Below are 19,166 nucleotides of genomic sequence, written 5' to 3'. Positions count from 1 at the left end.
CGCCGCTAATGGTCTTACCGCCGCTGCAACGAATTAACGGCGGGCAAAAGGGAATTGCCCGCGTGACGAAAACCAGCGGGATCAACGCCCTGCCGCAGGATCGCGAGAGCTTGTTCTACCTGAACGTACGTGAAATTCCACCTAAACCGGATAAGCCGAACGTGCTGCAACTGGCGATGCAGTCGCGCATCAAATTGTTCTACCGTCCGGCCGCCATTGTGCCGGAAACACCGGGCGCCGTGTGGCAAAACCAACTGGTCTTTCACAAGCAGGGCCAGCGCTGGAGTGTGGATAACCCAACGCCTTACTTCGTCACCTTAATCGGCTTAAGCCGCAAGCCAGAAGCGCAGGGAGGCGGCAGATTGACCGACTTCCCCGGCGTTATGGTCTCACCAAAATCCTCTCTCGATTTCAGCGTCACGGACGGCAGCGTCAGCCAGTTCAGCATGATGTACGTGAACGATTTTGGCGGTCATCCCGAACTGAAATTCAGCTGCACAGGCAATGTATGTAAAGCATTGCCGATGGAGCAACAGCCCCGGTAACAGGAATCGTAAATGAAAAAGATGCTTTGCGCCCTGCTAATGGCGGGCATGGCCTGGCAGGTTCAGGCCACCAGCGGCCGCCAGGATATGAGCAACGTGTCCGGTGAGTATGGCAACGTCCGCTTTCATGGCCGGGTCTACGTGTCGCCGTGCGTGCTGGATATGGCCTCACGCGATCAGACCATCAATCTTGGTGATATTTCCGCCAGTCGGTTTCGCCAGGGCGGCGATCGCAGCGAACCGGTGTTGGTCACGCTGTACCTGAACGGCTGCTTAAAGGGCTCTGGTCATACCCTGAGGGATTTCCCCGGGCAGACCAGCGAAATGCCTGAGCTGGCGCACAGCACGGTGGAACGTGGCGTTTCGATGACGCTGATGGCCGAAGGCGCGCCGGAAAACAGTGACCTGGGGCGTATTCGTGGTGATGTGCGCGGCGCGGGCATTCGGCTACTGACCGAGCGTAATCAGCTGATCCATCTGAACCAACCGCAACGTATGTGGATCCTCAAACCAGGCGATAACGCCATTCACTTTCTGGCCACGCTGGAATCTTTTGGGCCAGAGGTGACTGCCGGAGAATTTAACGGTCTGGTGAGACTTAAGCTGGAGTATCTATGAGCGTATTACGCAAAGCGCTGTTGTGGGTTGCCCTGGCTGGCTGTCCACTGGTCGGGCAGGCATTTACACAGGGGGAAGGTGAGCCGGAGGGCGGGTCGCCGCATCAGTACGATATCGAATTGAGCTCGCTGGATGTCAGTAAAAACCACGTGGGTGGCAGAACGGATCCGTTTACCTGGAATCTGGGCAGTTGGTATGTGGTGAATTTCTATTGCGAGCAGGCTGACATCTCCCGGTCGCCGATTTACTACACCACCACGACTACGATGCCGCCTTCAAATCAGGGGGCGAACCGTTTTCGGCTAAATGAGTATCTGGATGTGGAAGTGCAGGTGTGGGTTGCCGGGGGCTATAAACAGTATGTTCAGGCGCCTTTTACCAACGTTTCAAACCGCAACAGCAATAACACTTGCAAAAAGCGCAAGGGCTACACGCGCGCCACTAACGTTGAAAGTGGTTCAAAAGGGAAAGTGACGTTTATTGTCACTAAACCCATTATCAACGGCATCAATATCACTTCCCAATCGCTGGTGGAGGTTGCCGGGCGCATGGGGAGCGCGGGACCTACGCCGACTACGGCGATTTCCCGTGTGGTGATTAAATCCGGGCTGATTACCGTACCGGACAAATGCACCTTCAACCGGGGAGACAAAATCAGTATTGAGTTTGGCGATCTGCCAGGATCCGCTGCCCGGCTCAATGGCACTAACTACAGCAAGTCGATCCCCATTCATGTTGTTTGTGAAGGCGGCAGCTTCGATCAGGGCGCGCTGAACATTAATCTTGGCGTGCAAACTACCACGGCGTCAGGCACGGCGGGGTTCAACGATCATCTCCTCGGCACGCTGAGCGGCGGACAAAAGCGCGACGATCTCGGCATTATGCTTAAAGACGAGAGCGGTGGCACCGTCGTGCCCAATCAATTCTATAACGTGAAAGGTTTTTACCAGAATCAGGGCGACTGGAATCTCACCGCTGCACCGGTGGCAAAGCCGGGCGTGGGAAGCGTTAAGGAAGGTGAGTTTGAAGCCTCTGCCACCGTTGTTGCGCAGTTTCAGTAGGGGGATGCCATGAGATTTTCGGCGTTATTCGCGATCGGCGTGTTACTGCTTGGCGGCATGGCGCAGGCCGACACCAAACTGGTCGGCGGCGATATGTATTTTCACGGCACTATCAGAGCGCTGGCCTGCAGCCTGGCACCTGGAGGCGACAAAATCGAGGTCGATTTCGGGCAAATCGCAACGCAGGATCTCTATCTTTCGGGGCGCAGTAAGCCGGAAAAATTCAGCATTCAGCTACGCGACTGCAACCCAGAGGTTTTTCGCGGGATCTCGGTCACTTTCAGTGGTAGTGAGGATGCTGAGCTTGCCGATCATCTGGCGCTGGATAGCAGTGAACAGGGCGGCGCGACAGGGATCGGTATTGGGATGAGCGAAGAGGACGGCACGGCAATCCGCCTTGATGAGAGTACGTCAGTCAAAGAGATAACTGCAGGCTCGATGACGCTAAATTTTTGGGCGTGGGTCGCAGCAGAGCCGTCGGCGATAAAAAATCAGTCTCTCGAATACGGTCCGTTCAGCGCCAGCGGAACCTGGACACTGAACTACCAGTAGCATGATGAACGCACTGAATCGTATTGCCCCGCTGCCTGCGCAGAAATTATTGCTCGTTATTAGTCTGTTTTTCTGGTGTGGGGTAATGCATCTCTACTGGCCGAATAACGGCGGCAGCGGTCTGTCGTTGCCGCTTAATATTACGAGCTGGATTTATGCCGTTGTGCTGGCTGCAAGCGCATCAGTGCTGGTGCCTCGTCAACACTGGCACATCACTGTCCCCGCCACGGTTTTTTCGATGGGGGCGCTCATCCTGACGCTGCTTTGTCTGCTGACGCCTGGCGTCTGGCAGTTCGAGGCGCACCTGGTCGCAGGGGCGCTGCTGGGAGGCGTGCTCGTCTATCTGGTGACATTGCAGATTCCGCTTGCGGCAAACACCCTGACGGTACTGCTGACCCTGCTATGGGGCGCGTGCGTCATCGAATGTCTGGCGTTTTTGTATCAGTACTGGCATTTGCCGGGTGTTGATTACTGGGAGTTTGCCTGGCGACGCGGTACGCGGCCCTACGGTATTTTTCAGCAGGTCAATCTGATGGCCAGCTTCACTGCATCTGGTGTGCTGCTGTCAGCTCCGCTCTTTTTACGGCTACGCGACAGATATCGAATTGTCATCGGGGTTGCTCTGGTGATGATGGGCTTTGTGCTGCATGAATCCCAGTCGCAAACCGGCTATGTGTCTGTGGTGGTAGGTGAAGTCTTGCTGCTGGTGGTTTTCCCGGCGCAACGCCGTATGTTGTTGCTACTTCTGCTGCCGCTGGCGTTAGGCATGGTGGCGGGCACGCTCGCTCGCTATTTTTTGTCCGTTGCTACAGTCGATCACCTGACCACTTCCCAGGTGCGCTGGACGGTGCTTAAAACGTCACTGGCATTATTTGCCGAACGCCCGTGGACGGGGTGGGGCGTGGGCAGTTTTGCCGCCGTGTTTCTCGAACGTGCGGGGCCGTTGGGGCTGAGCAGCATCTCGCATCCGCACAATGAGCTGGTGCTGTGGCTGGTGGAGGGCGGCCTGGTGGGGTTGGCGGGGGCGCTGTGCTTTATTACGGGGGGCTTCTGGCTGTGGATGCACGGAAATCGCTGGCGTCGCGCTTGTCTGGTGGCGGCGCTGCCGGTGGTCATTCATATGTTGACGGAATACCCCGCCAGGCAGTCAACACCACACTGGTTACTGCTGATCCTGCTGCTTCGTTGTGCAGATAGCCCGCTAAAAGGGGCTCGCCTGACGCTTACGTCGACGTCGCTGATTCGTGCGCTGGCATTGATCTCGTTTTTAACCTTCACGCCACTGTTGCTTCTCTCACTGCACACGCAACAGCAGTTGACGCTGGCGGAGCGGCAGTCAGCGCAGTGGCGTCTGGCCGAGTCGCTCCCGGTAGGAGGCTGGCTCCTTGCCCCTCGCTACCGGTTTGATGTTCAGATGGGGTATCTGCAACGGTATCAGCGTACCCGGGATGCTCGCTGGCTGGAAGCGGTTCGCCGCTGGGCGCCTGACTATGTGCGTGTTCACCCAGACCCGAATGTCTCCTTCACGCAAATCTTGCTGGCGTTACAGCAGCGCGACCTACCTGAGGCGCATCGTCTGGCGACGCGCTTTTACCTGACATACCCGAACGATCGCCGTATCCCGTGGCTGCAGGATGCACGACGTCCTTTCAATCAAAAAATGGAATGATATGAACAGATTCAGCGAACAGACCCGCCCTGGGCCAGAGCTTCCCCGCAACGCCGAGCTGCTGCGGATCACCGGGATCCGTTTGCAGCGCATCCATTTTTTTGATGATGCATCGCTGGATGTCTGTGAGGTGTTAAGTCAGGTACGCACGCCGCTACCGCTCGATCTTTTTTTCAAGCACCTTTCCATCACCGCAAAACAGCAGCTATTTCTGTGGCAAATGCGGCAGGTACTGGCACTCTCAGGAAGTTATTCGCTGAATTTATCCGTCAGGATGCTGACCTGTCTGTCGTGGATTGCGCAGCTCGCCCGGCAGGCGCATCAGGGGCGGATTGTTATCGAAATACAGGATCCTGGCACCATGATGCGACTGGAAAAGGCAGAACAGCAGGCCGTATGCATTGCCGTTAAAACCCTGGTGCGTCACGGGTTTCGCGTGTGGCTGGATGATGTTTCGCCTGAGCTATTTTTTGTTTGGCGACTGTCTGGCATCCGTTTCGATGCCATCAAAATTGAAAGCGGAATGTTTCATCAGTTCAGGACGTCGGATTGGCAGTTAAGGGTACTGGTCAATCAATTTCGCGGGCTGGGAGAACGGGTTGTGATCGAGGGGGTGGAAACGCCGCAGGATTACGCCATTTGCCGTATGAGCGGCGCAGATGCTGTGCAGGGATTTTTGTTCGAGCAGGAAGTATTACCGAAAGGCCTGAATCATTGCTGATTCAGGCCATGGTCATTATTCGCTCAGCGTCTGTGCGATATCTTTTTGCACCTGCTGGCGCTGTTCTGGGGTCAGTACTTTGTTCAGGTCGAAATAGTATTTCACGCGGTAATAACGCGCCTGCTGTTCGATATTGCTGAAGGCGGAAAGCTGTTTTTTGACGGCGGCTTCATCCCATTTCCCGGACTTGATGACGTCAATCAACGCGCCGTCTTTAACATCCTTCACCGATATCTGGCTAACGTTGGTTTCAAGCTGCTGGTGCAGTTTTTTAATCTGCGCAACCTGGTCAGTGCTCAGTTTAAGGTGCTGAACTACCGGGTCCTGAGCTGGTGCGGGTACATTGGATACGTTTGCTGCAAGCGTGCTAAAAGAAGCGCCAGCCACGGTTGCCGCCAGCAAAGTCATGCGTACGAAGTTCTTCATTTCGGGATCCTGATAAGGGAATTATTAACATTGTCTGTCACTCGCTGGTGACGAGTGATTATCCTTTGCAGAATACGATGCCCGAAACACGTCGCCACGCGAATTTGTTTTGCGGTTGGTTACGGAGTGAAACAATCCCGCTACGGAAAACGTTGTGCAGCGGGAGGGAAGGCGATATCTACAGCGTGAACGGGTCAGCGTCCTGCCAGGCGGGGAATTTCTCGCGGTACTCGCGCAGCGCCGAGAGTGACAGTTCAGCGTCAATGCGCGTAGCCTGATGCGGCTCGGCGGTGGCAATAATCTCCCCCTGCGGATTAATCACCCGGCTGTCACCGCGATAATGATGGCCGTTACCGTCAGTACCCACGCGGTTACATCCTGCTACATAAGCCTGGTTCTCAATTGCCCGCGCGGTGAGCAGAACCTGCCAGTGTAGCGAACGAGGCGCCGGCCAGTTGGCGACATACAATGCCAGGTCGTAATCGTTGCGGTTGCGCGACCATACCGGAAAACGCAGGTCATAACAGACCAACGGCAGAATGCGCCAGCCGCGCCATTCAAAAATAACCCGCGCGTCACCCGCCTGATAATGTTGATGTTCATCCGCCATGCGGAACAGGTGGCGCTTGTCATAGAAATGGACATTACCTTCGGGTTCGACCAGCAAAAAGCGGTTTACCGGGCCACGTTCAGACAAGAGAGCGGCGCTGCCTGCTATAAGGGCGTTCGTCTGTTGCGCCTTAGTGCGCATCCAACTGACAACCTCTTCCTGCGGCAGCGATTTGCTTGCCGCTTCCATGGCAAATCCGCTGGTAAACATTTCAGGTAACACAATGACATCACGTCCGGTGACGGTTTCCAGTTGGCGGTCGAAATGGCGCAGGTTGGCCGGGCCATCCATCCAGATCAGCGGTTGTTGCAGCAGAGTAATTTTCAAACCGGGCACGATCGAGGCTCCTCATTGAACAACATTTTGACACTGTAGCATGAGCTCTAACTGAAATGTGGCAATAAAAAGCCCCGCATTAAGCGGGGCTAAACGTTGTGCGTGTGTCGTTACGCGGCTTCGACTTTACGCACCTTCTCTGGCAGCTTTACCGGCTGAGTCGCCAGCGCCTCGGGTTCAAAGTCATCCACGTTGATGCTACGCAGACGACTCGCTTCGGCTTTCACCAGAATTGCGGCTTCGTCTTTATCAATCAGCCCTTTAGCCAGCGCATTGTGCGCCAGTTCATCCAGGCGGGTAAACGGCAGGTTTTTACCCAGCTCTTTGCAGATCCGCTGATGGATAGGGTCGGCTGCAATCACATCCAGCAAAGCCTCTTCCAGCAAACCTACCGGGTTATGCTCGCTCGGCGTCAGGTATTGACCACGACCAAGGCGAGAACGGGTGGCGCTCGGAACCTGCAGAATCTTCGCGACTTTATGATCCAGCTTGTCAGACGGTGCATGGTAGTGGCGACCGGTAGGGAAGATAACCACATTCAGCAGGCCCGCGACCAGTCGGTTCGGGAAGTTTTTCAGCAGGTCGTCCATCGCCTGTTCCGCTTTGTACAACGCATCCTGAACGCCCCAGTGAACCAACGGCAGGTCTGCTTCATTACGGCCTTCATCGTCATAACGCTTCAGTACTGCGGAGGCCAGATACAGCTGACTTAATACATCGCCCAGACGCGCGGAGATACGTTCACGGCGCTTCAGGCTACCGCCCAGTACGGCCATGGAGACATCTGAAAGCAGTGCCAGGTTAGCACTCAGACGGTTCAGATGCTGGTAGTAACGTTTGGTCGCATCGCCGGTTGGCGTGCTGCTGGTTAAGCCGCGCGTCAGGCCCAACCAGAAGCTGCGCACTTTGTTACTGCCGACGTGGCCGATGTGTTTGAACAGCAGCTTGTCGAACGCATTCACATCGTTACTCTGTGCCGCAGCCATCTCTTCCAGAACGTACGGATGGCAGCGAATCGCCCCCTGACCGAAGATCATCATGCTCCGGGTCAGAATGTTGGCACCTTCAACGGTAATGGCGATAGGCGCGCCCTGATAAGCACGGGCGAGGAAGTTGCTTTCGCCAAGCATAATGCCTTTACCGCCAGTAATATCCATTGCATCGATGATTGACTGCTGTCCACGGTGGGTACAGTGATACTTCACGATGGCCGACAGCACCGCCGGTTTTTCACCCAGCATAATACCGTAGGTAATCAGCGACGCCGCTGCATCCATCACGTACGCGTTACCCGCAATACGTGCCAACGGCTCTTCAATACCTTCCATCTTACCGATAGAGATTTTGAACTGGCGACGAATGTGCGCATACGCGCCGGTTGCCATTGCGACCGATTTCACGCCGCCCGTCGAGTTAGACGGCAGGGTAATACCGCGTCCCACGGACAGACATTCCACCAGCATGCGCCAGCCCTGACCGGCCATTTTTGGGCCACCGATGATGTAATCAATCGGTACGAAGACATCTTTGCCCAGCGTCGGACCGTTCTGGAACGGCACGTTCAGCGGGAAGTGTCGACGCCCAATTTGTACGCCTGGCGTTGACGTTGGGATCAGCGCACAGGTAATGCCGAGATCTTCTTCACCACCCAGCAGTTTTTCCGGGTCGGAGAGTTTAAATGCCAGACCCAGTACGGTAGCGATAGGCGCCAGGGTGATATAACGCTTATTCCAGGTCAGGCGCATACCCAGCACCTGCTGGCCCTGCCAGTCGCCCATACAAACCACGCCGGTATCAGGGATCGCGCCTGCGTCGGAACCCGCTTCCGGGCTGGTCAGAGCAAAGCAGGGGATCTCCTGACCACGTGCCAGACGCGGCAGGTAATGATTCTTCTGCTCTTCGGTGCCGTAATGCTGCAGCAGTTCGCCAGGGCCTAAGGAGTTAGGTACGCCAACGGTGATCGCCAGGATCCCGGAAACGCCGGAGAGTTTCTGCAGAACGCGAGCCTGAGCATACGCGGAGAATTCCAGCCCGCCGTACTCTTTCTTAATGATCATCGCGAAGAAGCGGTGTTCTTTCAGATACGCCCACAGTTCCGGCGGCAGATCCGCGAGTTCATGGGTGATCTGGAAGTCGTTCGCCATGCGGCAGGCTTCTTCCACCGGGCCGTCAATAAACGCTTGTTCTTCAGCTGTCAGATGCGGCTGAGGATAGTTATGCAGTTTTTTCCAGTCTGGCTTGCCCTGGAACAGGTCGCCTTCCCACCAGGTTGTACCGGCATCAATCGCCTCTTTCTCAGTGCGCGACATCGGCGGCATGACTTTACGGAAACCGCGGAACACTGGCGCAGAGATCATGGATTTGCGCATTGGCGTAAAGTTAAACGGTACGAGGAGAATGGCCAGAGGAACCAGCAGCCAGATTGACCACAGGCCAACCACGCCAAGCGCAGCTGTCCAGGCGAGCAAAATTAAGCTGCTGAGGAATAAGCTCACGCGGTGATAAAACAGAACGCTGAGCAGAACAACCGTAGCGATAATACTCAAAATCATCATAACGAAAAGCTCCCTTGCTTGTAGGAGGTCTGACCACTTGTGATGATATGGTTGTAGTGGATGTAAATTCTTTTAGCAATGCGTTTACAAAATAATTACAACAAAGCTCACATTGTTGCTGTTTTAACCGGCACAAAAAATCAAAAGCCGCAGCCATTCCTGTGGCTTGTGCTTCTCGCTGGTAGCGCTATCCGGTACACTGCATCTTGTCATTTACATTCATGCTGAAGGATATCCTCATGTACCAGGATCTTATTCGTAACGAACTGAGCGAAGCGGCGGAAACGCTGGCTAATTTTCTTAAAGATGACGCCAATATTCACGCCATTCAGCGCGCGGCGGTCCTGTTGGCAGACAGCTTTAAAGCTGGCGGTAAGGTACTTTCTTGCGGTAACGGCGGTTCCCATTGCGATGCGATGCACTTCGCCGAAGAGCTGACCGGACGTTATCGCGAAAACCGCCCAGGCTACCCGGCGATCGCTATCTCTGATGTCAGCCATATCTCCTGCGTCAGCAACGATTTCGGTTACGATTATGTCTTCTCCCGCTACGTTGAAGCCGTGGGTCGCGAAGGCGATGTCCTGTTAGGCATCTCTACTTCGGGTAACTCCGGTAACGTGATTAAAGCGATTGCCGCAGCGCGTGAGAAAGGGATGAAAGTCATCACCCTGACTGGTAAAGATGGCGGCAAAATGGCGGGCAGCGCGGATATCGAAATTCGCGTGCCGCACTTTGGCTATGCTGACCGCATTCAGGAAATTCATATCAAAGTGATCCATATCCTGATCCAGTTGATCGAAAAAGAGATGGTGAAGTAAGAAGGCTATTTTATTTGCCATTTTGAATCCGGGCAGTGCCCGAAATCTTCACGTACTACGTGTACGCTCCGGTTTCCGCGCGCTGTCCGAATCTAAACTGGCTGCAACAATTACGCCTTCCCGCTTAAAGGCGTTTGTGGAGGTGATGTATGTGCGAACTGCTCGGGATGAGCGCCAATGTGCCAACCGATATCTGCTTTAGCTTCACCGGGCTGGTTCAGCGCGGCGGAGGTACCGGGCCGCACAAAGACGGCTGGGGTATTACGTTTTATGAAGGTAAGGGTTGCCGTACGTTTAAAGATCCGCAACCCAGCTTTAATTCGCCTATCGCCAAACTGGTACAAGACTATCCCATCAAATCCTGTTCCGTGATTGCCCATATTCGTCAGGCGAATCGTGGCGAAGTGGCATTGGAAAATACCCATCCATTTACGCGTGAACTGTGGGGACGTAACTGGACGTACGCTCATAATGGACAGCTCAGCGGCTATAAATCGCTGGAAACCGGTAATTTCCGTCCGGTCGGGGAAACCGACAGCGAAAAAGCTTTCTGCTGGCTGCTCCACAAGCTAACTGAACGTTATCCGCGTACGCCTGGCAATATGACGGCAGTGTTTAAATATATCGCGATGCTGGCAGGAGAATTGCGTGAGAAGGGCGTCTTCAACATGCTGTTGTCTGACGGGCGTTATGTGATGGCTTTCTGCTCGACCAACCTGTTTTGGATCACCCGTCGTGCGCCGTTTGGCGTGGCGACACTGCTGGATCAGGATGTGGAAATCGATTTTAGCTCAGAGACCACACCCAATGATGTGGTCACCGTGATTGCCACTCAGCCGCTAACCGGCAATGAAACCTGGCAAAAGATTATGCCAGGCGAGTGGGCGTTATTTTGTCTCGGGGAGCGTATAGTTTGATGCCAGTTGCGGCTGAACCACTTCGTGGCTCAACGGCTTGCTGATAACGTAACGGCCATCGACGACGGAAACGGTCGGTGGCTTACGCGTTTGTTCAAAGTAATCGTAGCCAGGCTTTAGCTGCGCCCAGAATTCTTTGTAATACGAGAACTTATGGCGCTGCATGTTGGCATCGGTCATGCGGAATGGATAAATGCTAACCTGCACGCTGGACTGCCCAAACACCAGTGCGCCGGTGACAAACTGGAAAATCTCATCAATGCCGTTGTCGGTCATTGCGTAGCAGCCGACGGAAACGCAGGCGCCGTGGATCATCAGGTATTTACCTTCATAACCGTGTGCGCGGTCGTAGGCGTTAGGGAAACCAATGTTAATCGCTTTATAAAAGCGGCTATCCGGTTTCAGCTGTCCGCGCTGTACGCTGTAAAACCCTTCCGGGCTTTTGAAATCGCCCTGACGCTGTTTCGGACCTAAGCCGCCGGAATAATTGCAGATCTTATAGCTGTCGAGCAATTGATACTGTTCGCCCATCTTGACGTACAGATCCAGCGTTCGCTCTTCTTTGAAGATCTGGATATAGACGGGGGAGCCCATTAATTGCTGCTTATATTCTTTGCTGACAGGCGTAGTCGGGCTGCTGCTGCTCAGCAAACCGGCAAATGAAACGCACGGCAATAAAAGCATCGCAAGAAAAAATGCGATTTTACGCATACTGCTTATTCCTTGATAAAACGATTACACACGCCAGGACGGCTAAAAGAGTTCCCAAATCGGATAAATCTGGATCTGGAGCGCTCACATTATCACCCAGAGAGTTTTTCGCAAGTCTCTCGTGCGGCGTTTACACTTTAGATTTTCTTTATACGGAAAATTGTGCTTAAAGGCAGTCAGAAACTGACGTATTTTGCGGGTTAGCGCACGTCATTTAGTCTTCTGAGTGCAGAATTCCTAATATATTGAATTTAAAAAATTAATAATTTAATAATCGAATATTAAAATGGAATGCCCGGCAATAGCGGTAGACTGCGGCGAACGTGTTTGATTAGGTAGTGTTATTTTCATGTCTTTTGTCTCTGCGCCCCGACGCTTTTTGCCGGGTCTGCTGTCTTTGTGTGTTGTGTTGTCCTCGCCGTCTGTCGCCAAAGTTCAGCCCCTCTTATCTGACGCCCATTTAAGCTATGCGGCGCAATTACGCATGCGTAACCGCGCCCGGCTGCTGAAGCAGTACCACGCGCAGGTAAAAAAGCAGGCAAGTTATGTGGTGGAAGGTAATGCGCAAAGTAAAAGCGCGCTGCGCCAGCAAAACAGGACGCTGATTAAACAGCACCCGGAGTGGTTCCCGGGGCCACTAAAAGCGAGCGATCAACGCTGGCAGGAGCTGGCTGAGAATGACCATTTTCTCAGTAGCGATCATCTGCACAACATAACCGAAGTGGCAATCCACCGTCTTGAGCAGCAGTTAGGTAAACCCTATTTGTGGGGCGGGACCAGCCCGGAACAAGGCTTTGACTGTAGCGGGCTGATCTTTTATGCCTACAACAAAATTCTGGCAGCAAAATTGCCACGTACGGCGAATGAAATGTATCACTATCGGCGGGCGACCATCGTTGCTAATCGCGACCTTCGTCGTGGTGATTTATTGTTCTTTCATATTCACAGTCGGGATATTGCCGATCATATGGGCGTCTATTTGGGGCAGGGACAATTTATTGAATCGCCGCGTACGGGAGAAACGATTCGGGTGAGCAATTTATCCGATGACTTCTGGCAGGATCATTATCTCGGCGCCCGTCGTATTCTGACGGAAAATACCATTCTGTAATCAAAAAGGCGGTGCGAATGGCACCGCCTCGTCAGGGGTTAACTCAACGCCCCCATAATCTTTAATTCCAGCTCATCCGGAACTTCGTTATATGACAACACCTGTAAGCCTGGTGCAAACAGGCGCGCATAGCGCGCAAGCAGAGGACGTAGCTGCGGTGCGACCAGCAGTACCGGCTCTTTACCCGCGGCTTTCATCTGTTCTTTAATCTGCGGCATATTGGTCTGGAACTGATTTAGCATATTAGGATCGACCGGTACGCTATCGAGCACCACTTTGCCGCTTTGCTGAGCCTGATTCACTACATTAGCCAGCAGATTCTCCAGCTCATTATTCAGCGTGTAGACCGCCAGCTCATCTTTGCGCACAAACGGATGGGTAATGCTGCGACGGAGCGCCAGACGCACATCTGCCGTCAACAGAATATGATCTTTAGTGACGGCGCTACTGGCGACCAGTACGGTGGCAATGGTAACGATATCGCGCAGCGGCACGCCTTCTACCAGCAGCGCCCGATAAACCTTCAAGAGCTGGCTGTAATTCAGCGCCGCGCTCAGATCTTCCGCCAGACGGGGGGCCATCGAAGAGAGGCGGTTATGCAGTTGGGTAATATCATCGTAGTTAAACAGGTCGGGAATAAAGTTGCGAATGACCTTATTTACATGCGTCGCAATGACGCTGGCACTATCAATGACCTGATACCCCATATTTAGCGCTTTGGCTTTTTGCGCCGGGACAATCCACGTCACCGGCATACCATAGGCCGGATCGTGGCCTAAAACACCATCGATCTCGCCATACGTTTCACTGGAGGGCAGCGCCATCAGCTTATCTGAGGGAATATCGGCCTCATCAGCTTTGATCCCATTGATAAAAATGGCGTACTGGGTCGGTTTTAGACGGAAGTTTTCGCGGATGCGAATTTCCGGGAGCAGCACGCCGTTAGTGTCTGAGATAACCTGCCGTACACCGCGAATACGTTGAGTGAGCGGATTCCCTTTGGATTTGTCTACCAGCGATACCAGCTTGTACCCCAGGCTCAGGCTGATTGGCTCGATCAAAGGAATAGTTTCCCAACTGACCTGTTGCTCGGTGGTTTCAACGATGGTTTTGGTCAGCGTCTCAAGATTTTTCTCTTCAGTTTCAGCCACCTTCGGGCGCTTGCTCATACGCCAGGCGGTGAACCCCATCAGGGCGCTGAACACCAGGAACGGGAAATGCGGCATTCCCGGTACCACCGCCAGTACAAACATAATGCTGGTGGCGGTATAGAGTACGGAGGGGCTGGCCAGCAGTTGGCTACGCACGTCTGTGGCGATATCACCGCTGTCGCTCACGCGTGTAACGATAATCGCCGCTGCCGTCGACAGCAGCAGAGACGGGATCTGGGCGACCAGACCGTCGCCGATGGTCATCAGTACGTATTGCTGGAAGGCGGCTTCGGCGCTTAGATCGTATTTAAAAATACCGATACAGACGCCGCCTATCAGGTTGATGGCCAGGATCATCATCCCGGCGATGGCATCACCGCGTACGAACTTCGACGCACCGTCCATTGCGCCATAGAAATCCGCTTCGCCCGCCACATCTTTACGTCGCGCCTGCGCCTGGGCCTGATTAATCAGGCCTGCGTTCAGATCGGCATCGATCGCCATCTGCTTCCCGGGCATGGCGTCCAGCGTAAAGCGGGCCGAAACCTCGGAGATACGCTCGGCACCCTTGGTAACCACGATAAAGTTGATGATCATCAGGATGATGAACACCACAAAACCGACGACAAAGTTACCGCCGATCACCACCTGACCAAAGGACTCAATCACCTTACCGGCAGCGCCTGCGCCCATATGGCCGTGCAGTAACACCACGCGCGTTGATGCTACGTTCAGCGTCAAGCGCATTAAGGTGGTGATCAGCAAAATGGTCGGGAACAGGCTGAATTCGAGCGGGCGTTTCGCGGAAACGGCCACCAACAGCACCATCACCGCCAGCACGATGTTAAAGGTGAACAGAATATCCAGCACGGCCGGTGGTAATGGCAGGATCACCATCGCCAGGATAGACAGTATGACCAGCGGAATGCCGATGTTACCGTTACGCAGCAACGCGAGGAATTGTTTAGTTGTTTTCGGCATCCAGTTTAAGAACCTCTTTTGGAATGGAAATATGTCTGTTCAGCGAAGGGCGTGCTTGTGAACCGTCACGCCAGTGCTTCATTTGCAGTACATAGGTCAGGACGTGTGCTATCGCCCGATAAAGTTGAAATGGGATCTGTTGATTGACCTGGGTGGTGTAATAAACGGAGCGCGCCAGCTTAGGAAATTCAACAATCTCAATATTGCTCTCCGCCGCCACCTGACGGATATACAGCGCGATTTCATCGGTGCCTTTGGCGACAACGAAGGGTGCGGCGGCGCGCGACTGGTCATACTGTAGCGCCACGGCATAGTGGGTTGGGTTGGTGATCACCACATCGGCTTTTGGCACCACCTTGCGAATTTGCCCCATCGCCATTTGCCGTTGCAGGCGACGGATTCTGGCCCGTACCTCCGGCTTACCTTCCTGATTTTTATACTCTTCCTTCACTTCCTGTTTGGTCATCTTCAACCCTTTGGTGAACATTTTTTTCGCCAGAGGAACATCAATCAGAGCGAAAAAAATAAACAGGATGACAAAGTTGCGCATGATGCTGCTGTACAGCGCCAGGCCATCGCTGACGGCCTGTTTGAAATACAGCTCCTGTAACCCCAGAAAGGCGGCAACGTTATTGCGCACGCTAATCCACAGCATCACCAGCAGCACAATCGCTTTGAGCGTCATCTTGCCGGTGTCCACCAGATGGTCGGTGGAAAACAGACGGCCAATCCCTTTGAGCGGGCTTAATTTGCTAAAGTCCGGCAAAATTTTCTTCGGCAGGAACAGCCAGCCTCCGGGAATCAGCGAGGCAAACAGCGCGGCAACCGGCATGGGTAACAGCGTCAGGATGAACTTGGCTAAAATCAGCAGATGGTGCTCAAGGAACTGGCCGATAATGTCTGGATCATTAATGTTCTGCGCATACTGATGCACACTGATAAAGCTTTCGCGGACAAAATCTTCATACCAGGGGAAGCTGCTGGAGATCACCATAAACGCGGCAAACAGACTGGCGGCAAGCCCCATATCTTTTGAGCGCGGAATTTGCCCCTCTTGCCTGGCTTTGCGAAGTTTTTGCGCCGAGGGTTTTTCTGTTTTTTCTTCGCTGCTGCTATCCGCCATAGTGCCCCTTGAGCGCGTCAAGTTGCTGCAAGACGAAATTTGCCAGGTGCAAATAGTGGTCGGGCAGGTTGTAAAGCAGAGTCGCAAAGCAGACAAGACCCGCCAGCATGTTGATCGGAAAACCTAATGAGTACAGGTTGAGCGGAGGCGCAATGCGGTTCAGCAGGCCAAAGCAGCCCTGGACAATCAACATGATAAAGGTTGTCGGCAGCGCCAGCAGGGTGGCCGCGGCAAACACCCAGCCCAGCCCCAGGGAAATGGTGCGCAAAGATTGTGGATGCAGCGCATTACCAATCGGCCAGTAAGTAAAGCCTTTGAATAAAATGCTCACCAGCAGCAAATGCCCATCCATCGCAAAGAACAGGATCACCGCGTAGATGTTGATCATCTCCGCCAGTACCGTCGTTGATGCGCCGCTGCTGGGGTCGTTCATCACCGCCATGCTCATCCCCATATTGAAAGAGAGGATCTGGCCGGCCAGCTGCAGCGCTAAAAATAAAAACTGCAGCATCAGGCCGAAAAGCATGCCCCACAGAAACTGCTCTGCGGTCAAAATAATGCTGTTGATCGACAGCAGGCTGTCAGGAACCGGATGGGGAATAAGCGGCGTAATGATAAAGGCCAGCGCCAGGGACAAAATTATGCGTATTCGCACCGTGAGCGCCGCGTTATCCAGTACCGGCGCGTAGTGAATAAACGCCATAATGCGCACGAATGGAAACCACATGCCCAGTATCAGGTTACTTAACTGTGTAACGTCTGTTTCGCGCATGTCAGTGCACCAGAATGGCGGCCTGAGTGAACAGATGCACGCAGAGATCGCTTAACTGGACGATCATCCATTTTCCGCTAATGCCCAAAACTGCGAGGGTGACGATAAGCCTGGGCAAAAAGCTGAGCGTTTGTTCGTTAATCTGCGTAACGGCCTGAAAAATGCTGACCAGCATCCCCACCAGCAGGCTGGGAACGACCAACACGCAGACTAAAATGATCACGACTTTTATGCCGCTGGCGACGATATCTGCGGCTACATCAATGGTTAACATATCCGATCTCCGTTAGCCCAGCCCCAGACCGCGAATACTGGAGGTCAGCGTACCGACGGTCAGCGCCCAGCCGTCAATAAGCACAAACAGCATCAGCTTAAAGGGGAGGGAAACGATCAGCGGTGACAGCATCATCATCCCCATCGCCATCAGCACGCTGGCGACGATCAGGTCGATCACCAGGAACGGGATGTAAATCATGAAGCCTATCTGGAAGGCGGTTTTAAGTTCGCTCAGCACATACGCCGGAACGATAATGGAGAGATCCTGATCGGCTGCATTACCTTTCGCGTTGGCGATCGTCATGATCTGCGCAATCGCTTTTTTGTTGGTCTGCGCCAGCATAAAGCGCTTCAGGGGCGAGGCGGCGGTGCTCAGGGCGTCAGGGAGTGTGATTTGATCGTTTTCAAAAGGCACAACCGCGTGGTCGTAAATGTTGATCCAGACCGGACGCATCACCAGCATGGTTAACGACAGCGCAATGCCTATCAGTATGCGGTTGGGTGGCGTTTGCTGTAGCCCCAACGCCTGGCGCAGCAGGGAGAGAACAATAATAAAACGCGTAAAGCAGGTCATCATCAGTACCAGGGTTGGCAGAATGCCCACCAGGGTCATCAGGATCAGGACCTGGATTTTTACGCTGTATTCCTGGCTATTACCGTGTGAAATCACATTCAGCAACGGGATATCTCCCCCTTGCGCGCAGGCAAAGGGAGAAAGGATGAGTAATGAGATACCCAGTATGAGCGTGAGGGTTGGTGCGCGTTTCATGGTGCCAGGTCGTTGATTTCATGCGTGTTGAATTCAAGGACGCGCAGGCCATATTTTTCATTGACCACCACCACTTCAGCCTTGCCCAGCAGGATGTTATTAACCTTAATATCCAGCGGTTCACCGGCAAGCTTGTCCATCTCAATGACGGTGTCGTCATCAATGTTCAGCAGATCGGACAGCATCACTTCCACGGATGACACTTCCAGCGTTAGCGTGACCGGAATACGTTTGAGTAATGACATCGACTCGGAAAAGCGGTCTTCTAAACGCGCCACCAACGTTTCTGTTGCCGACGGTGCCGTTGGCGTGGTTGTTTCGGGCGCTAACTCGAAACCTTGCTCTAAAATATCTTCTGGCTTACTCATAGGATTTCTCCGTCTTGCTCGTTAATTCGGATAAAAACAGTTTGTCTTTGTCCTCTACGATCAGGGCATTAAATAATTCGGATTTCCCAATATAAACAGGGAAAGTTTCAGGCATTGCGATAGGTAAAATATCCCCGGGTTTAATTGTCGTCAGGTCAGCGACATTGAGGGGAATTTCTGCAATCTTGACGTTCATGGTCAGCGGCAGCGTATGAATGATTTCTTTAATCAGCGTTTTTTTACGCATCTCAACATTGGCTTTATCAACCTGCTTTTTCTTCTCGCCGTGCTCGCTACGGCGGATTAAATTCAGAATGTAATCGGTATGGGAATCATCCAGTAAGATGCGGAAACTGCAATTCTCCTCATCACCTAAAACAAAAGTGAGCTGATAAGCCCAATGTGTTTGTACAGTACTGCTGTCAGGTTTAAGCGTCAGCGGAATGCCTGATATGTTTTTATTAAAGATGATATTACTAATATCCAGCGCCAGCCTGCTTCTCAGCCGGGTTTCCGTCTTGGTTGGTAAATCATCTTCTGAATTTTCGTCTGCAAGCGATGAAGTCAGGCCATAAAAGTTACCTAATAACATTAACAATAACGCGCGATCGATATCAAAAGCCAAATGTCCAACCTGCGAGACTAATAACTCAGCGCTTTTATTGATAACGTCCATCTCACATTGTATTTTTCTGAGTGTTATATTTGTGCGATGTTTTTTCAGAAAATAGTTTCCGAGATGTGATTCAATTGTATCAAAATTACCCGTAAACATAGTCGGCAGACGATGATAAGGACGCCCAAGCCGGTTGCCTTCAAGTTTAAAGATTCCGGGCGTTTGACTATATTTCAGCATGGTACGCTTTCTCAGCTGTAATTTCTGGGGCGGATGAGTTGATATCAAATCCCGCGGTTATAAAAGAAAATACTACTCCATTTAATTTATGGTTCATCCTTGACGCTTTCTCATATTGTTGAAGTCCATTAGATATGAAATGCAGTACCTACTCTCGTCTCTGATGTAGGGCTGGACATTAGATATTTTACCTCTCTCCTCTGCAAGTTATTAATGGTGT

General features: G+C 53.0%; 20 protein-coding genes. 9 read left to right on the top strand and 11 right to left on the bottom strand.

All coding sequences use genetic code 11. The annotated features are described in order from the left end of the window. The 6 genes from FDW87_RS07360 to FDW87_RS07335 all read left to right on the top strand — a co-directional run. A partial coding sequence (locus tag FDW87_RS07360) for a molecular chaperone (protein WP_252363064.1) occupies positions 1-545 on the top strand: 545 nt, incomplete at its 5' end. A gap of 12 nt (positions 546-557) precedes the next feature. Then, positions 558-1,163 (top strand): fimbrial protein, encoded by a 606-nt coding sequence (locus tag FDW87_RS07355; RefSeq protein ID WP_019076065.1) that lies wholly within the window; start codon positions 558-560, stop codon positions 1,161-1,163. Next, positions 1,160-2,224, top strand: coding sequence for a fimbrial protein (locus FDW87_RS07350; RefSeq protein WP_046275744.1), 1,065 nt, complete (start codon positions 1,160-1,162; stop codon positions 2,222-2,224). The genes FDW87_RS07355 and FDW87_RS07350 overlap by 4 nt, the downstream gene beginning before the upstream one ends. 9 nt (positions 2,225-2,233) lie before the next feature. After that, a complete protein-coding gene (locus tag FDW87_RS07345) occupies positions 2,234-2,776 on the top strand; it encodes a fimbrial protein (protein ID WP_137379584.1) in 543 nt (180 codons plus the stop codon). A 1-nt stretch (position 2,777) separates the two neighbouring features. After that, complete coding sequence (locus tag FDW87_RS07340) at positions 2,778-4,445, top strand: O-antigen ligase (RefSeq protein ID WP_137379583.1); 1,668 nt, start codon at positions 2,778-2,780, stop codon at positions 4,443-4,445. A gap of 1 nt (position 4,446) precedes the next feature. After that, the gene (locus FDW87_RS07335; RefSeq protein ID WP_103928933.1) at positions 4,447-5,166 is read left to right on the top strand and encodes an EAL domain-containing protein; all 720 of its coding nucleotides are present in this window, start codon (positions 4,447-4,449) and stop codon (positions 5,164-5,166) included. A gap of 15 nt (positions 5,167-5,181) precedes the next feature. On the opposite strand, the gene FDW87_RS07330 is transcribed toward FDW87_RS07335, so the two are convergent. The 3 genes from FDW87_RS07330 to fadE form a co-directional block, all read right to left on the bottom strand. Beyond that, on the bottom strand, positions 5,182-5,592 hold the full coding sequence (locus FDW87_RS07330) for a Spy/CpxP family protein refolding chaperone (RefSeq protein ID WP_016155758.1): 411 nt from the start codon (positions 5,590-5,592) through the stop codon (positions 5,182-5,184). A 178-nt stretch (positions 5,593-5,770) separates the two neighbouring features. Continuing rightward, positions 5,771-6,538: an amidohydrolase gene (locus FDW87_RS07325; RefSeq protein WP_016151813.1), complete on the bottom strand. Its 768-nt coding sequence runs from the start codon at positions 6,536-6,538 to the stop codon at positions 5,771-5,773. A 110-nt stretch (positions 6,539-6,648) separates the two neighbouring features. Further along, complete coding sequence (gene fadE / locus FDW87_RS07320) at positions 6,649-9,093, bottom strand: acyl-CoA dehydrogenase FadE (protein ID WP_016151814.1); 2,445 nt, start codon at positions 9,091-9,093, stop codon at positions 6,649-6,651. A gap of 239 nt (positions 9,094-9,332) precedes the next feature. Between fadE and lpcA the strand changes: the two genes are divergently transcribed. Then, positions 9,333-9,911, top strand: coding sequence for a D-sedoheptulose 7-phosphate isomerase (gene lpcA, locus FDW87_RS07315; protein WP_016151815.1), 579 nt, complete (start codon positions 9,333-9,335; stop codon positions 9,909-9,911). 149 nt (positions 9,912-10,060) lie between these two features. Then, complete coding sequence (locus tag FDW87_RS07310) at positions 10,061-10,828, top strand: class II glutamine amidotransferase (RefSeq protein WP_016151816.1); 768 nt, start codon at positions 10,061-10,063, stop codon at positions 10,826-10,828. On the opposite strand, the gene dpaA is transcribed toward FDW87_RS07310, so the two are convergent. Further along, positions 10,799-11,539: a peptidoglycan meso-diaminopimelic acid protein amidase gene (dpaA, locus tag FDW87_RS07305; protein WP_016151817.1), complete on the bottom strand. Its 741-nt coding sequence runs from the start codon at positions 11,537-11,539 to the stop codon at positions 10,799-10,801. The two genes, FDW87_RS07310 and dpaA, sit on opposite strands and share 30 nt — an antisense overlap. 349 nt (positions 11,540-11,888) lie before the next feature. Between dpaA and FDW87_RS07300 the strand changes: the two genes are divergently transcribed. Next, on the top strand, positions 11,889-12,650 hold the full coding sequence (locus tag FDW87_RS07300) for a C40 family peptidase (protein ID WP_016155761.1): 762 nt from the start codon (positions 11,889-11,891) through the stop codon (positions 12,648-12,650). A 38-nt stretch (positions 12,651-12,688) separates the two neighbouring features. Here the strand turns inward: FDW87_RS07300 and FDW87_RS07295 are convergent, their stop codons facing one another. From FDW87_RS07295 to FDW87_RS07265, 7 genes are read right to left on the bottom strand one after another with little or no spacing between them, the layout of a single operon-like run. After that, entirely contained in the window at positions 12,689-14,782 is a 2,094-nt protein-coding gene (locus tag FDW87_RS07295) for a flagellar biosynthesis protein FlhA (protein ID WP_016151819.1), read from the bottom strand. Continuing rightward, the gene (flhB, locus tag FDW87_RS07290; RefSeq protein ID WP_019076069.1) at positions 14,766-15,905 is read right to left on the bottom strand and encodes a flagellar biosynthesis protein FlhB; all 1,140 of its coding nucleotides are present in this window, start codon (positions 15,903-15,905) and stop codon (positions 14,766-14,768) included. Before flhB ends, FDW87_RS07295 begins: the two co-directional genes overlap by 17 nt. Further along, positions 15,895-16,677, bottom strand: coding sequence for a flagellar biosynthetic protein FliR (fliR, locus tag FDW87_RS07285; protein WP_046275396.1), 783 nt, complete (start codon positions 16,675-16,677; stop codon positions 15,895-15,897). The genes flhB and fliR overlap by 11 nt, the downstream gene beginning before the upstream one ends. 1 nt (position 16,678) lies before the next feature. Beyond that, positions 16,679-16,951, bottom strand: a complete 273-nt coding sequence (locus FDW87_RS07280; protein WP_016151822.1) for a flagellar biosynthetic protein FliQ — start codon at positions 16,949-16,951, stop codon at positions 16,679-16,681. Between the two features lie 12 nt (positions 16,952-16,963). Then, a complete protein-coding gene (gene fliP / locus FDW87_RS07275; RefSeq protein ID WP_016151823.1) occupies positions 16,964-17,722 on the bottom strand; it encodes a flagellar type III secretion system pore protein FliP in 759 nt (252 codons plus the stop codon). Continuing rightward, positions 17,719-18,090, bottom strand: a complete 372-nt coding sequence (locus FDW87_RS07270) for a FliM/FliN family flagellar motor switch protein (protein WP_016151824.1) — start codon at positions 18,088-18,090, stop codon at positions 17,719-17,721. Before FDW87_RS07270 ends, fliP begins: the two co-directional genes overlap by 4 nt. Beyond that, complete coding sequence (locus tag FDW87_RS07265; protein ID WP_019076071.1) at positions 18,083-18,946, bottom strand: FliM/FliN family flagellar motor switch protein; 864 nt, start codon at positions 18,944-18,946, stop codon at positions 18,083-18,085. The genes FDW87_RS07270 and FDW87_RS07265 overlap by 8 nt, the downstream gene beginning before the upstream one ends. Between the last annotated feature and the right edge of the window lie 220 nt (positions 18,947-19,166).

This window comes from Citrobacter sp. wls826 (genome assembly GCF_005281245.1).
Classification (GTDB): Bacteria; Pseudomonadota; Gammaproteobacteria; order Enterobacterales; family Enterobacteriaceae; genus Citrobacter; species Citrobacter braakii.
The sequence above is the reverse complement of the archived record's forward strand: the minus strand, read 5'-3'. Positions and strand labels throughout refer to the sequence as shown.